The sequence below is a fragment of the Clavibacter michiganensis genome (genome assembly GCF_021216655.1).
Taxonomy (GTDB): domain Bacteria; phylum Actinomycetota; class Actinomycetes; order Actinomycetales; family Microbacteriaceae; genus Clavibacter; species Clavibacter michiganensis.
This window is the reverse complement of the sequence record NZ_CP080437.1, coordinates 1752776-1766973: the sequence shown is the minus strand read 5'-3', so window position 1 is coordinate 1766973 and position 14198 is coordinate 1752776. Positions and strand designations below refer to the sequence as shown.

12 protein-coding genes are annotated in these 14198 nt (G+C 68.1%); 2 read left to right on the top strand and 10 right to left on the bottom strand.

Features of this window, described 5'->3' with window-relative positions:
• Positions 1-210: 210 nt before the first annotated feature.
• The 3 genes from K0V08_RS08190 to K0V08_RS08180 form a co-directional block, all read right to left on the bottom strand.
• The gene (locus tag K0V08_RS08190; protein WP_012039150.1) at positions 211-561 is read right to left on the bottom strand and encodes a histone-like nucleoid-structuring protein Lsr2; all 351 of its coding nucleotides are present in this window, start codon (positions 559-561) and stop codon (positions 211-213) included.
• A 357-nt stretch (positions 562-918) separates the two neighbouring features.
• Entirely contained in the window at positions 919-1512 is a 594-nt protein-coding gene (locus K0V08_RS08185) for a translation factor (SUA5) (RefSeq protein ID WP_228511061.1), read from the bottom strand.
• Entirely contained in the window at positions 1512-1700 is a 189-nt protein-coding gene (locus K0V08_RS08180) for a hypothetical protein (RefSeq protein ID WP_228511059.1), read from the bottom strand. Before K0V08_RS08180 ends, K0V08_RS08185 begins: the two co-directional genes overlap by 1 nt.
• 211 nt (positions 1701-1911) lie before the next feature.
• On the opposite strand from K0V08_RS08180, the gene K0V08_RS08175 reads away from it, so the two are divergent.
• Positions 1912-3519, top strand: coding sequence for an SNIPE associated domain-containing protein (locus tag K0V08_RS08175; protein ID WP_079534882.1), 1608 nt, complete (start codon positions 1912-1914; stop codon positions 3517-3519).
• Between the two features lie 8 nt (positions 3520-3527).
• On the opposite strand, the gene K0V08_RS08170 is transcribed toward K0V08_RS08175, so the two are convergent.
• Positions 3528-4205: a PucR family transcriptional regulator gene (locus K0V08_RS08170; protein ID WP_231689103.1), complete on the bottom strand. Its 678-nt coding sequence runs from the start codon at positions 4203-4205 to the stop codon at positions 3528-3530.
• A 116-nt stretch (positions 4206-4321) separates the two neighbouring features.
• Here K0V08_RS08170 and K0V08_RS08165 point away from each other — a divergent pair, with 116 nt between their 5' ends.
• Complete coding sequence (locus K0V08_RS08165) at positions 4322-4540, top strand: hypothetical protein (RefSeq protein WP_227325335.1); 219 nt, start codon at positions 4322-4324, stop codon at positions 4538-4540.
• A gap of 545 nt (positions 4541-5085) precedes the next feature.
• On the opposite strand, the gene K0V08_RS08160 is transcribed toward K0V08_RS08165, so the two are convergent.
• The 6 genes from K0V08_RS08160 to K0V08_RS08135 all read right to left on the bottom strand — a co-directional run bounded on the left by K0V08_RS08160 (position 5086) and on the right by K0V08_RS08135 (position 14047).
• On the bottom strand, positions 5086-6192 hold the full coding sequence (locus tag K0V08_RS08160) for a DUF917 domain-containing protein (RefSeq protein WP_227266604.1): 1107 nt from the start codon (positions 6190-6192) through the stop codon (positions 5086-5088).
• 35 nt (positions 6193-6227) lie between these two features.
• Positions 6228-7343, bottom strand: coding sequence for a DUF917 domain-containing protein (locus K0V08_RS08155; protein ID WP_079534878.1), 1116 nt, complete (start codon positions 7341-7343; stop codon positions 6228-6230).
• A complete protein-coding gene (locus tag K0V08_RS08150; RefSeq protein WP_079534876.1) occupies positions 7336-8895 on the bottom strand; it encodes a hydantoinase/oxoprolinase N-terminal domain-containing protein in 1560 nt (519 codons plus the stop codon). Before K0V08_RS08150 ends, K0V08_RS08155 begins: the two co-directional genes overlap by 8 nt.
• Positions 8892-10259 carry a purine-cytosine permease family protein gene (locus tag K0V08_RS08145; protein ID WP_079534874.1) on the bottom strand — a complete coding sequence of 456 codons (1368 nt, stop codon included), beginning with the start codon at positions 10257-10259 and terminating at the stop codon, positions 8892-8894. The genes K0V08_RS08150 and K0V08_RS08145 overlap by 4 nt, the downstream gene beginning before the upstream one ends.
• A 246-nt stretch (positions 10260-10505) precedes the next feature.
• A complete protein-coding gene (locus tag K0V08_RS08140) occupies positions 10506-13052 on the bottom strand; it encodes a DEAD/DEAH box helicase (RefSeq protein WP_128516991.1) in 2547 nt (848 codons plus the stop codon).
• Positions 13049-14047: a HamA C-terminal domain-containing protein gene (locus K0V08_RS08135; RefSeq protein ID WP_128516992.1), complete on the bottom strand. Its 999-nt coding sequence runs from the start codon at positions 14045-14047 to the stop codon at positions 13049-13051. Before K0V08_RS08135 ends, K0V08_RS08140 begins: the two co-directional genes overlap by 4 nt.
• Between the last annotated feature and the right edge of the window lie 151 nt (positions 14048-14198).

The window sequence follows — 14198 nt, the reverse complement described above, 5'->3', positions numbered from 1 at the left end:
CTTCTCGGCAAGCGTGCTCGCGCTCCCGCGACGGATCCGCGACGTGGGCGTGACGCGCGCGTGACGCCCGGCGCGCCGTGCCTCCCGCGCCTCGGTATTCCGGGGCTGCGTAATTCATTACGGGGCACCCGTGGGACGACGAAGAGGGCCGATCCTGTGGCGGATCGGCCCTCTTCGCAAGTGCTGCGCGCCGTGCGCGCGTCGTGTCGCCTACTTGTTGGCGCGGTACTCCTCGAGCAGGTCGGCGGAGATGCGGCCGCGCTCGGAGACCTTGTGGCCGTGCTCGCGCAGCCACTCGCGGGCGGCGCCGAGGTCCTCCTTGGGGGCGCTGGAGGAGGAGCGGCGCGAGCCGGCCGAGCGGCCGGTCGTTGCGCGGCCGACGCGGCGGGCGCGGTCGACGTACGTGTCGAGCGCCTCACGCAGCTTCGCGGCGTTGGCGTCGCTCAGATCGATCTCGTAATTCACGCCGTCGAGCGCGAACGGGACGGTCTCGCCCTTTCCCTCTTCGATGACGACGCCGTCGATGTCGTCGACGAGCGTGGTGACAACCTTGCGAGCCACGTCTGTTCCTCTCATTGCAGATGGTGCATCAGATGATGCGGCGAGAGCCACGATACCTGTTCTCCCCCGGGAAATCCGACACCATGAGTGAATCCGCGGAGGAATTCATGTCCGATCCGCGGGGAGATGGCCTCGCGATACGTCTCCATTCGCGCCGCATCCGCATTCCGCCCCATGCGGGGGCGCGCTATCGCAGGCGTTTCCTGCGCATGTCCCCGTGGTACGGCAGGCATATCGCCGAGTATCGCCCCGTGGTCTCCCCGCCCGAGGAATAAAGATGGGCCGACGCCGCGGGGACGCAGGAGGGCCCGCGGAGGCGTGCTCCGCGGGCCCTCGTGGGTGCTGATCCCGGCGGGATCAGTAGTACTCGCCGTGGCGGTAGTCCCACGACGGGAACGACCGTGCGAGCGCCGACATGATGACGTCGACCGCGAGGCCGCGGCGGATGAGGGTCGGGTTCGGGGTGACCGAGCGCTCGCCGCGCTGCTCGGGGATGAGCGCGCCGGACGCGTCGACCATGGAGACCATGACGCCCTGCTCGTGCCGGCTCGTCTCGTCGAGGCCGGGCTGGATGGACGCGACGTAGTCGTCGGCGGCGACGATGACGTCGGCCTGCTGCTCGATGCGCTCCCCGATGCCCTCGACGCGACCGCGGTTGCCCTTGCCCGACGGGTTGGCGGAGCTCGCGAACGACAGGCGGCGGCTCTCCCACAGGCGCTCGGCGAGCTGCTCGGCGGGGCGGCCGAAGCGGATCACGAAGCAGCTCGTGCCCCGCCGGTCCATGGCGAGCTGGCCTGCGACCTCGTCGGGGATGAGGTGCTTCGCGTCCTCGCGCCACGGGAGGATGCAGCCGAGCAGCACGTCGGCGTCCCAGTGCTCCTGGTAGAAGGCGAGGATCTCGTCGTTGAGCACGGCGAGCTCCTGGAGCTGCTCGATGCTCGTGCAGAGCACTACGCCCGGCTTGTCGCGGTTCGCTGCTTGGCGTCGAACTTGCGCTCGAGGCCGGTGCCGTCCGTCGTCATGAGGATGTAGCCGACCCTGGTGGCGGCGACGACGAGGCCTCCCGGGGCCTCGAGGGCCTGGGCCGCGCGCTCGTCGAGCGTGCCGTCCCAGGGGATCGTGCGGGTGGTGTCGGTCATGGGCGCGTGCCTCTCGTGCGTGTCGGAGTGGGGCCGCCGGGCGCACCTGCGTCGGGCCGGGGTGCGCGCAGCCGCGCGTGCGGCGGATGAGCGGTGATGTCGACGGTAGGCGCGGCGGCTGGGTGGAGCGGGTGAGCGTCCACAGGGGAGGGGCGCCGGCCGCCTCGAACGGGGGCTCCTGACGGCGGGGGCCGCTGCCTAGCCTGAGGGGATGAGCGCTGCCGCCGGCTGGTACGACGACCAGGATCCCCGCTACGTCCGCTGGTGGGACGGCGCGCGGTGGACCGAGCACGTGCAGCCGAGGCCCGAGGCGGCGCCGCAGGAGCCCGAGACGATCGCGCCCGCGCCCGCGGCCGAGCCCGTCGACCGGCTCTCCAAGCGCGAGGCCCGGGAGCGCGCCGCGGCGGCGGAGGCGCACATCGCGCAGCTGGAGGACCTGATCCGGCGGCACGGCACGCGCGACTTCGCCGAGCTGGACGACTACCGGGCGCGCGCGCAGACGGAGGCGGAGGCGGCGCGACGCACGGGCGCCGACGCGGCATCCGCGCTGGTCGCCGCGGCGCGGGCGGAGCGGGACCGGATCCTCGCGGAGGCGGGGGCCGAGCGACTGCGGGCCGAGCAGGAGGCGGGAGCGGTGCGCCTGCGCGCGGAGGAGGAGGCGGGCGCCACGCGTCGGCGGGCCGAGGCGGAGCTGCAGGCGGTCGACGAGGCCGTGCACGAGCGGATCGAGGCCCGGCGTGCCATCGACGCCGAGCTCGCGGCCGCGCGCGCCGAGCTCGTGGACGTGACCGCGACGGCGGAGCTGCAGGGCGTCGGCCTGTTCGAGTACGACCACCCGGCGGAGTCGTCGGCCGATCTCGCGTCGCGCCTGGAGGCGCTGCGGTACACGATCAAGAACGCCGTCCGCGACAAGAGGGCGGTGACCGCCACGTCCGGCTTCACGTTCAACGGATCCGAGGCGCAGGGCCGGCGGTTCGTGAGCGACATGTCGAAGGTGCTGCTGCGCGCCTACAACGCCGAGGCGGAGAACGCCGTGAAGGCGACGAGGGCGGGCAACCTCCACGTCGCCCAGAACCGGCTGACCAAGGCGGCGGAGCAGATCGCGCGGAGCGGCACGATGATCGACCTCCGGATCCAGGACGGGTACCACGAGCTGCGGCTCGAGGAGCTGCAGCTCGCGAGCGCGCACCTCCGCGTGCTGCAGGCGGAGAAGGAGATGGAGCGGGAGCGCCGGGCGGAGCTCCGCGAGCAGGCCAAGGCGTCCGCGGAGCTGCAGGCCGAGCACGACCGCCTCGACAAGGAGCGCGCCCACTACGCCGCGACGCTTGCGGCGCTGGAGAGCAAGGGCGACGCCGAGGGCGCGGCACGCATGCGGGACCGGATCGAGGACGTCGACCGCGCGCTCGTGGAGGTGGACTACCGCGCGGCGAACGTGCGCGCCGGATACGTCTACGTGATCTCCAACGTCGGGGCGTTCGGCGAGCGGATGGTGAAGATCGGCATGACCCGGCGGCTCGAGCCGATGGACCGCGTGGTCGAGCTCGGCGACGCGTCCGTGCCGTTCCGCTTCGACGTGCACGCGCTGTTCTTCGCCGACGACGCGGTGGGCGTGGAGGCGATGCTGCACCGGACCTTCGCCCCGCAGCGGGTGAACCGGATCAACCTCCGGCGCGAGTTCTTCTACGTCACGCCCGACGAGGTGCTCGACGCCCTCAAGGCGCACGCGGTGGAGATCGTCGAGTTCGCCCTGCACCCTGCCGCCGAGGAGTACCGGGCCAGCCGCGCGCTCGAGGTGCCGGAGGCGGCTGCCGCCGGGTGAGATCCGCCCTAGCCCTCCGCCGCGAGCACCGTGCGGCACGCGAGGTGCAGGGCGAGGCGCGTCTCGGCGTCGGCGAGGTCGACCTGGAGGATGCGCTGCACGCGCTGGATCCGCTCGGCCACCGTGTTGCGGTGCACCGCGAGGATCGAGGCGGTCTCCGCGACCGACGACTCCGCGTCGAGGTAGGTCGCGAGCGTGGCGAGCAGGTCGCCCGTGGTCTGGCGGCGCAGCGGCGCGAGCAGCTCCAGGGCCGCGGGCTGGAAGGTGTCCGTCTGCGTCCAGGCGAGGAGGAGCTGGGCGAGGCCGAGGCGGTCGACGTGCAGGAAGCGGCCGGACTGCGGGCGGGACGCCGCGAGGCGGGCGGCGTCCGCGGCCTCCGCGAGCGATCGGGCGATGCCCGCGGGGCCGCGGTGCACGCGGCCGACGCCGACGTCGCTCGGCAGGTCGTCGTCCCAGCGCTGCTGGGCGCGGCGGACCGCGCGGGCGGCGTCGTGCGCGGTCGGGACGTCGGGCTCGAGCGCGAAGGAGATCCACGCGGCCCAGCCGTCGCCCTGCTCGACCACGCCCACGTCGAGGCCCTCCGCCGCCAGCGCCTCGATGAGCTCGTAGCGGCGGCCGACGATGTCGGCGTCCTGGCGCGACACGACGCGGATCCCCATGTGCCAGCCCTCGACGCGCCAGCCCAGCTCGAGCGCGCGGCGCAGGAGCCCGGCGCCGGGCGAGTCGCCGGCCTCGAGGAGCTCGCCGAGGAGCGCGATGCGCCAGCGGGCCTCGCGCTCGTCGACCGCCGGAGCGACAGGCGGTGCCCGACCGCGAGGGCGACGACGGGGAGCGCGGCGGCGACGGCCTCGACCTCGGCGACGACGGATCCGGGCACCTCGACCACGAGCCAGCTCGGCGCCATGAGCCCCGAGTCGACGGGCGCGGTGACGAGGGTGCCGCGCTCGCCGACGGGGCGCGCGTCGACGTGGCCCGCGAGGCCCGCGGCGACGGCCGCGTGCGCCGCGGGGGAGGGCGCTGAGCCCTCCGGCGCGAGCACGCGGCCGGAGGAGTCGACGAGGAGAGCGGGGCGCCCGAGCATCGCGGCGGCAGCGCGGAGGGCGTCGGCGGGATCCCGGCCCGCGTCCGCCACCGCGGACACGGCGTCGAGCGCGGCGCGGCCGGCGGCGGCCCGCGCGTCGCCGAGGCGGTCGTGCAGGGCGACGGAGGTCGCCCACGCGTCGTCGCAGGTGAGGACCACGATGCCGAGGCGGTCGGCGAGGAGCGTCGTCGCCGGATCCACCGCCACGGCCGCGTCGAGCACGACGGCCGCGACTCCCCGGTCGGCGAGCCGGCGGAGCCGCGCGTCGAAGCGCCAGGTGGTGCGCTCGGCGCGGTCGAGGACGACGAGGACGTCGCCTGCACCGCTGCTGCTGCCGCCGCTGACGCCGGCCGTCGCGTCGTCAGCGGGAGCGTCCATCCGCACGCCGCGGACGCCGGAGACCGCGGGATCCGCTGCCCCCGCCACCCGGCGCACGTCCGCGAGCGACGCGTGGTCGAGGAGCGCGGAGAGGGGGATCGGCCGGATCACGCGGGAGCACCGACGGCGTCGGCGTCGAGGTCGGCGTCGGCGTCGACCCGCCCGAACCCGAACGCGGCGGGCGAGACGGCGGCCCGGCGCTCGGGCGTCGCGGTCCACCACGCGGGCGCGTCGAGGGCGACGACCACGACGCGGGCGCCGGGCCGCGCGTCGTCGACGAGGAGCACGCGGGCCCCGGCCACGGAGGCGCCGGGCACGGCGACGACGGCGATGATCTCGGGTGAAGCGGCGACCGGTCGGCCGTCCACGAGCGCGATCACGAACTCGTTCTCGGCCTCGAGCCTGATCACCGCGCCCGTGGCCTCGTCGACGACGCTGACGGTCGTCACGTCGAAGCGGCCGGGGCGGGGCGACGTGACGACGTCGACGATGCGGCCGTGCCCGAGGAGCGCGCCGCCGAGCGCCGCGGCGAGCCGGGCCGGGGTGCCGGTGCCGTCGGCCGCGCGGAGGGCGCGGCCGAGCCGGAGCGCGCGCTCGGCGGTGCCGGGGATCGCCGACTCGCGGAGGTCGGCGGCCCGCTGCGGCGGCAGCGCGAGCGCCGCCCAGCCGGAGGAGTGCGCGATGACGAGCCGGAGCAGCCCCTCGACCTCGGCGGGCGTGACGCCGTCGAGCAGCATGGTGCGTCCTCCCGGCTCGGTCACCGCGCACGGCGAGATGGCGCGGCCGGAGACGACGAGGCTCGACTGGTCGATGCGGGGGAGCGCGCGGCCGGTGAGGTCGGCGTCGAGGAGCGGGAGGCCGAGCGTCGAGGCAGCGGAGAGCGGCGCGAGGCCGTTGACGCCCGCCATCTCGAGCGCCATGAGCGCGGCGGGCGGCGTGCCCGTCCAGCGGGTGAGCGCCTCGACGGCCTCGGCCAGCTCGGTGCCGGACGGGAGCTTCTCGCGCAGCACGGAGGTGGATCCGATGTAGCCCACCGGGACCACGAGGTCATCCGCGTCGAGGTCGTCGAGCCCGAGCCCGCGCACGGGCGCGTCCCGCAGCTGGCGGGCGGTGGCGGCCGCGAGGATCCGCGGGTCGCCGCCCCCGCCCGAGCCGAGCAGGAGGAGCCCCGAGACGAGGTCGGGGAGGTCGTCGACTCCCAGGTCCCGGCTCACGGGCGTCACGGTAGCACTCGGGTCCCGGCCCTTCCCTAGCGGGGGAACGCGTCGACCGGGGATCGGACGGGGTCGATGTCGTAGCCGAAGTAGCGGGGCCCGGCGAGCTCGATGCCGCCCGGGCTGTGCCACCGCTCGTCGGCCGGCGCGGAGACCACGCGCACCCGCTGGCCGAAGCGCAGCGTCTCCGTCGTGATCGGCTCGCCCGTCTCGCTGTCGAGCACCATGATGAGGTCCGGCGTCGAGGCGACCGGCACCCCGTCGATCGACGCGAGCAGCATCTCGTTCTGGAACCCGAGCACGATCTCGCGGCCGGCGTCGGCGCCCGCGCCCTGGATCCTGGCCTCGCCTCGCGCGAACCCCGCGACGGTGCGCCTGGCGACGTCCACGACCTTGCCGCCCAGGAGCACCGCCCCGCCCAGTCGCGCGGCGACCGCCTCGACCGGGTCCACGAGCGCGTCGCGGGCCTCCTCCACGAGCGTGCCGAGCTCGTGGCAGAGCGACAGCGTGTGGGGCACGAACGACGCCTTCACCTGCGCGCCCGTCATCGCGTAGTTCGACATGATCATCGAGCTGCCCATCTGCACCGCCACCGGCCGGGTGAGGCGCTCGGCCCACGCGTTGTCGATGGTGTCGACGACCCCCGTGTTGCCCTTCTCGTCGGCGAACGACATGGGCGTGGCGCGGATCCCGTCGATGGTGGGGATCACCATCTGGATCTCCGGAAACGCCCGCCCCATCCCGTCGCCGTCCACGATCGGCAGGCCCATGCGCGCGGCCGCGACCATCGGGATGGTGGAGTTCGCGCCGCCCACCTCGATGCACGCGACGTGCGTGGGCGTGACGCCGAGGTAGCGCGCGAGCGCGAGGATCGCCCCCTGCAGCTGCTCCACCGTCGGCAGCTTCTCCACCATCACGGTGGGCGCGCCCATCATCGCGACGGGGATCACGACGGCGTCGTCCGGCAGCTCGAACGGGTCGGCGAGCGGGATGGGACCGAGCTCCTTGATCGCCTCGCCCGCGAGCAGCCGGCCGATGTAGGGGTCGCCGCCGCCGCCCGTGCCGAGGATCGCCGCGCCGCGCGCGATGGCGGGCAGGTGCTCGAGCCGGATCTCGGTGAGGCGGGTGCGGGACGCGGTCGTGTCAGACATGCGCGGCCTTCCTGATGTCGAGGTCGCCGACGGCCTTGGCGCGGATGCGGATCGCGTTGCCGGGCAGGTACGGGATGGGGAGCTCGTCGAAGTCGACGATCTGCACGGTCGAGGGGGAGGCGCCCGCGGCGACCGCGCGCTCGACGGCCTCCTGCCTGGCGTCGTCGAGGGCCTGCTGCCGGGATCCCTCGCTCACGCTGTAGACGCGGTCGAGCTCGCCGGAGACCTGCGCGATGGCCGCGCCGACCGCGTTCGCGACGGCGAAGTTCTCGGGGCGATGCACCCGGCCGAGGCCCTCGAGCTCCTCCGGCAGCAGGATCGATCCGCCGCCGACCGCCACGACGGGCAGCGGGGCGGACGACGTGCGCATGCGCTCCACGACGTCCGCGACGCGCATGGCGATGGTGTCGAGCGCGCGACGGACGAGCTGCGGCGAGAGGTGCGCCACGCACGCCGGGTCGCCCACGTCGACCATGCCGGCCGCGACCGCGATGTCCGTGGTCGTGAGGGTGTCGCCGCCGAACACGAGCGCGCGGCGGCCGAGCTCGTAGCCGACCGACTCGGGGCCGACCAGGTCGCCTTCGCCGCGCACGAGGGATCCGCCGCCGATGCCGATGGAGAGCACGTCCGGCATGCGGAAGTTCGTCCGGACGCCGGCCACGCTGATCTCCGCCGTCGCCTCGCGCGGGAACCCGCCGGCGAGCACGCCCACGTCGCTCGTGGTGCCGCCGATGTCGACGACCGCGCACGTGCCGAGGCCGGAGAGGAGCGCCGCGCCGCGCATCGAGTTGGTGGGACCGGACGCGAATGTCGCCACGGGGTACCGGCGTGCGAAGTCCACGCCCATGAGCGTGCCGTCGTTCTGCGACAGGTAGAGGGGAGCGGTGATCCCGTGGCCGCGCACCGCGCCCTCGAGCCCGCCGACGATCTGGTCGGCCAGCTCCCGCAGCGACGCGTTGATGATGGTCGCGTTCTCCCGCTCCAGCAGGCCGATGCGGCCGATCTCGTGGGAGAGCGAGATGGCGACGTCCGGCCCGAGCTCGGCGGCGAGCACCGCGGCCGCCTCCACCTCGAACTCGCTGTTCACGGGTGCGAACACGCTGGAGATCGCGACGGACCGGAGCCCCCGCCGGGCGATGTCGGCCGCATGCCGCTTGAGCTCGTCGTGGTCGAGCGGGGCGATGACCCGTCCGTCGAACTCGTGGCCGCCGTGCGCGAGGTAGCCCGTGCCGCGCACCGCCGAGACGAGCTCCTCGGGCCAGTCGACGAACGGCGGCAGCGAGGCCGTGGCGGGAAGCGCGAGCCGCACGGCCGCCGTGGGCGCGAGCCGCCTGGCCTCGACGAGCGCGTTGATGAAGTGCGTCGTGCCGATCATCACCCCGTCGATGTCGGCCGGGTCGAACGGGTGCTGCCGGTCGAGCTCCGCGAGCGCGCCGACGATGCCGCTGGTCACGTCCTCCGTGGTCGAGGACTTGATGCCGACGACGACGCGGTCGCCGTCCATGAGCACGGCGTCCGTGTTGGTGCCGCCGACGTCGATGCCGATCCTCATCGCGCGGCCACCTTCCCGGCCGTGGCCGCGTCCGGCGCGGCGACGCCAGCGGCGGCATGGTCGGCCGTCTCGGTGCGCACCTCGCCGACACCGCGGATCAGCCCCGCCTTGCCGAGCACCGCGTAGAGCACGAAGGCCGTGATGACGGCGTTGAGGCTGCCGAGGCCGAAGGTCGCGTAGTAGCCGACGAGCGCGGACACGACCCAGATCGCGAGGCTCACGGGCACCCAGCGCGGCGCGCTCGCCGGCAGCGCGCCGGCCTCGCGGGACGCGTCGAGCGCCGGCCGCCAGTTCCTCACGACGAAGTACTCGGCGATCATGATCCCCACGATGGGCGGGAAGGCCACGCCCAGCAGGATCAGGAACTGCGTGAACTGCCCGAGGATCCCGGCCGCCGCGAGCACCGACCCGATCACGCCGACGACCACCGTCACGAGCGCCCGGTTCACCCGCCGCCCGAACACCGTGTCGATGAAGTTCACGACGCCGAGTCCCGACGAGTAGAGGTTCCAGTCGTTGATCTTGATGGTGCCGAGCAGGATCACGAGCACGCCGACCCAGCCCACCGACGACAGGATGATCGCCGACACGTCGGCCGTGCGCACCGCGTGCGCGAGCAGCACGCCGGACAGGCCCGTCAGGTACTCGCCGACCGTGATGCTCACGACGGTCTGCTTCACGACGTCGGCCGCCGAACGGTTGTAGCGCGTCTGGTCGGGCGAGATGAGCGCGCCGACGATGAAGCCGCCGGCCACGATCGAGGCGCCCGCGATGATCGACATCTGCGGGCCGGGCGCCGGCTGCGTGACGAGCTCGGAGATGTCGTGCTTCTGCAGCTCGATGACGACGGCCCAGCCGACGAGCAGCAGGAAGAGGGGGACGGCGACGTTCGCGACCCACTGCATGCCGTGGAAGCCGAGCATCACGACCGCGGTGATGATGAGGCCGAACGCCAGCGACCAGGCCCACACCGGCAGCCACGGCATGATCGAGTTGAGGCCCGAAGCGGAGACGCCCGACTGGATCCCGAACCAGCCGATGAGGCTGACGCCGATGGCCAGGCCGATGAGCGCGGAGCCGTTGTGCCCGAAGCCCGTCCAGCGCGACAGGATCGAGGTGTTCAGCCCCTCGCGCTGCCCGATCAGCCCGGTGAAGATGCAGACGACCTCGAGGATGACGGCGCCGATGGTGATCGCCCAGAAGGCGTCCCAGAAGCTCATGCTGAAGCCGAGCGTGGCGGCGACGACGAAGGCGCTCAGCGCGGAGAGCTGGCCGACGCGCTGGGTTGCGATCTGGAACCAGTGGTAGCGCGCCTCCTGCGGGACCCGCGCGAGCGCGTAGTCGTCGGGTGCGGTGGATGCCATGGGGAGTCTCCTCGGGGGATGCATGCGGCAACGGGTTGCCACAGCGTAGGTATCGGCCCGAGGAGGCCGCCATGTGCAGAGTGTCGTGTCGGGGGTGTGAAGCGGGGCGGGGTGCTGGGTAGTCAGCAAGGATCGTGCGAGCAATAAATCAGAGCTTCTCCCTACGCATAAGAAGGGTTCATGCTAAAAGCGCACTTCCCGAAGTGCGTATTGCTCATGCATCCTTGACCATCTGCCTGTCAAAAGTCAGTCGGCGCGCTCGATGCCCAATCTTTGATTGCGCTTGATTTCGGAAAGGGCAAATGTCGGAATGTCTAGTAGTTCAACATCCACGCTCATTAACCAATGTTGGCATTCCGCAGGAGTCCAAGATTCGTCAGGGATGACATCCGCCAACGAACGTGTGGTGGCTCGCGAAAGTCCAATCGCAATGAACGACATATCAGTTTTTCTCGGTACGCCCAGCTCGAGCATGAGCTGAACATCCAACGGCTCCATTCCTTCCGCTTGACCGAGACTTACGCTTGCCAGATTTACAACGTCGGAATAGCAAGCCAAGAATTTCGGTGCTTCGAATCGGGCGATATCTTCAACCTGTTCCATCACGCTACGGATCAACTTTGGGTAGATGACCTCAGCCCCCCGGCTTCGTTGCCATTTCGCGCGATTATCAATAATGACAGAAAGGGGAACGCCACGCATCCAGTGGACGATAAGTCTCGAAAGGGAGCGGCGACGAGACTCTGATTCAAAAGAGCCACCTAAGAATAACGCCACGTACGAAAGTGCGGCGTAATACTCTTCAAAGGCATCATCGCTCAAAGGTGACACCAAGGCAAGCCCTGCCGGATCTCCATGAGCAATAGTTGCGTCGTAAAGTCGTTGTATGGAGTTCGGACTAATGCCCGCGTGCCCTCTAACCAAACTTAACGGAATTGACAAGTCTACTACGGCTGTACTGATAGCACTCTCAATGCGCCGAGCGTCTTCGGCGTTCAAGTGAATGCCGTATGCGTCGTTTAGCGGTGCGCCATCAAGAACACGCCCCGCCGTCCAGCTAAAGGCAGCTTCCAACGTTGGGTCACTTAACCTCTGCCTGTCCGCTCTTTGGGCGCTAATGTAATCTGTGAAACCAATACCCGAGTTGAGGGCCTTGTGAATCGAGGGAGTTATTCGCGATCGGGTCCGCTTTGCTGGCTTTTGCTCCCAAAGAGCCGAGTCGTGAACGTCGATACACACAATGTTTCCCTGAAACTCTTGACCCCACCGCCCTGCTCTACCTGCGAGATTCCAGAAGTCACCTGCGGCCATTTTTGTGATTCCCTTTCGGGGACCGCGCATGAAGATGTTTCGACACGGAAGGTTGACTCCTTCGAGCAGTGTAGACGTGCACACAAGGTATTGAATGGCACCGGACTTGAAGGCTTCCTCGACGCGTGCCTTCAGGACAAGGGGCATGTCGCCATAATGGAAGGCGACGCCGCGAGTGACGACAACGGATAATAAGTACTTGTCGTGCACGACTCCGTTGGAAAAATCGATCAGCTCTTGGATCTCCGCGTTGACGCTGTCTGCATCTGGCCCTAATTCCTCGTAGATCTGGCGGGCGTACTTTTCCGCCTCCGCGGCCCCGTTTGCGTATATAACATTACCGCCACGCGTACCGCCCAAGGCGACGGTTATTAGGGCGACCTTCCCACCTGGGGTACTGGGATTGTGGGACAAAGAAATTTGTCCCAAATATAGCTCTTCGCCGCGATACGCTAACGTTAGATTGTAATCCCTAGGAGCGCGGTGCACTTGTCGAACGTAAACAAGGCTTTGCGTCACCGTGACGGTTTCTCCAAGCAGTGATGCGGCGGTATCATCCCCGGGCGCTCCGCTGATCAGGATCTCTGGATTCTCCGACAATGGGCTGGCAAATATGAGCTTGACGTCAGGCTGACGCCTCACGGACTCATCTACGACTTGTGACAACAGAATTCCTCGGGAGCCTTCTGAGATCTTTTGGGCCTCGTCGATAAAGATGGTTTCGCATACGAATGAGGGTATGCGCTGTTGTAACGCATGTAGCCTCTCTTGGGTGAGGACATAAACGCATATAACTACGGATTCATCGTCACCGTCCCAAGGAAGAGTGTAGATACCGACGCTGTCGGGGAACGTTCGGCGCATATTTGCGCCGACTTCTTCTACCAGAGCCCTTGTCGGCGCGAGATAAACGACGACCTTAGGACCGCCTGACGATATTAAATTACGTATCCACTCCTTGACTATAAATGACTTGCCGGCTGACGTCGGGGCAGAAACGCTAATCCACCGGTATTCATTTACTAGTTGCCAGAAATCACGCTGGAAGGGATTAACAGAAGTCGTCTCACCATCTGCGGAAACTATTGTAAGTTCATTGCGCCGTTGAAGCGAATCTATAGCGAGATCGCCTGTAATTGCTGGGTACGATATCGCCGTTGCAAGGTTCCGGTTTTGGGCCAAGCGCATTGCTGGTCGATTACCTACTCGTTCCAGCATGAGCATGGCCGCTACTTTTTGTGTTTCCGTTGTTTGTGTTGAGGACAATATTCCCTGAGCGACCCGGAGAACGCTTTCTTGCGCACCTTCGTCGTCTTGTGCCGTTAATGCGCTTGCGCAAGATAAAGCAAAATTCCAGTTTATCTCGGCTCCCGGGGCGGACGTTTCATCGAGCTGAAGTTCTTTCCGCGCTGTGTCCACCGCAATAGAAGCAAGGAGGCTCCTGAACGCGGGTATGGCGAGTACCTTGTCGCTTAAGCTCATGGTGTGGCGCCTCCCGTGGCTGAAGTTCCATCTACGTCAGCAGGGGCCACAATTAACGGTATGCCGAGCTCATTCTTTATGGCATCGCGGAAATCTTGAGCCGACGGGACGGGAACAAAGAATAGTTCTATGGTGTAGTTTTCCAGTGATCGATTGGTCAACCTGGTCTTCATTGACCTGCGCCACGATTTCAGTGCGGTATCGAGCCCTTCCTGCAGTTGCTCTAGGTCACGGGGTAGGGCGGGATAGTCGGCGTGGGAGAATCCAATCAAGCACGCTCCTCGCATTTCCACTTGCGCTGAGAGCATGGAGGCATTATCAAAGTATTCTAAAAGCTTAATGGTGATGTCCTCCGTGCCTGCATCGGCATAGTGTTTCAAGAGAAAGACATCTTGTTCATGGGCGTTGCCGATTAAGTACGGAGACAAGCTGTCGAGACAATCTGCCATTGCAGCCGAAACTGACTCATACATTTTGGCCTCACCCCAGTACAGGGCAAGATCTCCATTATCTTCCAGTTTTGCGTGAACACCATCGGCGCCATGGATCTGCATTTCGGTGCTAGTTTTAAGTGACATTTTGCTCAGGACCTGTGGAATGCCAAGGAGTTTTTCTAGCATCGCATAGAGAAGCAGCTCCGCACCCTCGCCAGTTTTCATCTGCGTTTGCGTAAATAGTTTTGATGCGTCGCGGGCTAGGCGACTGGTTGCCGCGTCTCGTTTGTCGTCGTCGAGTTGTCGAATAGCAATTATTTTACGGCGGGGGATGCAGTAATGAATAAGCATGTCTGCAAGTTGCTGCGCCAAGGCGTCAAGTCGCGCTCGCCCGTTTGGATCGCTCCTTAAGAAATGACACCTTAGGGTTGCTCGTGTTCCACGTACCGGAGTGACTTGGCCGTGTGAGATCAAGGTGCTTTCGAGCTCATCCCAACCTCCTCGGACAAGCCTCTCAATGGCGGCCTGGAGTGTTTCCGTTAGATTGTCTACATCAGGCACGCAGTGTCCTTGACCTTAAGTTCGTGTGCTCCAAAAGAGGTCTTTTTGGTTAGCGCAGCTCGGGCGTACGTACGGCTCACTCTACGCAAGTCAACCCCTGGGTAGAATGCCGATGCGCGATCGTCGCGGCCCCCATATGGGGGCTAGATAG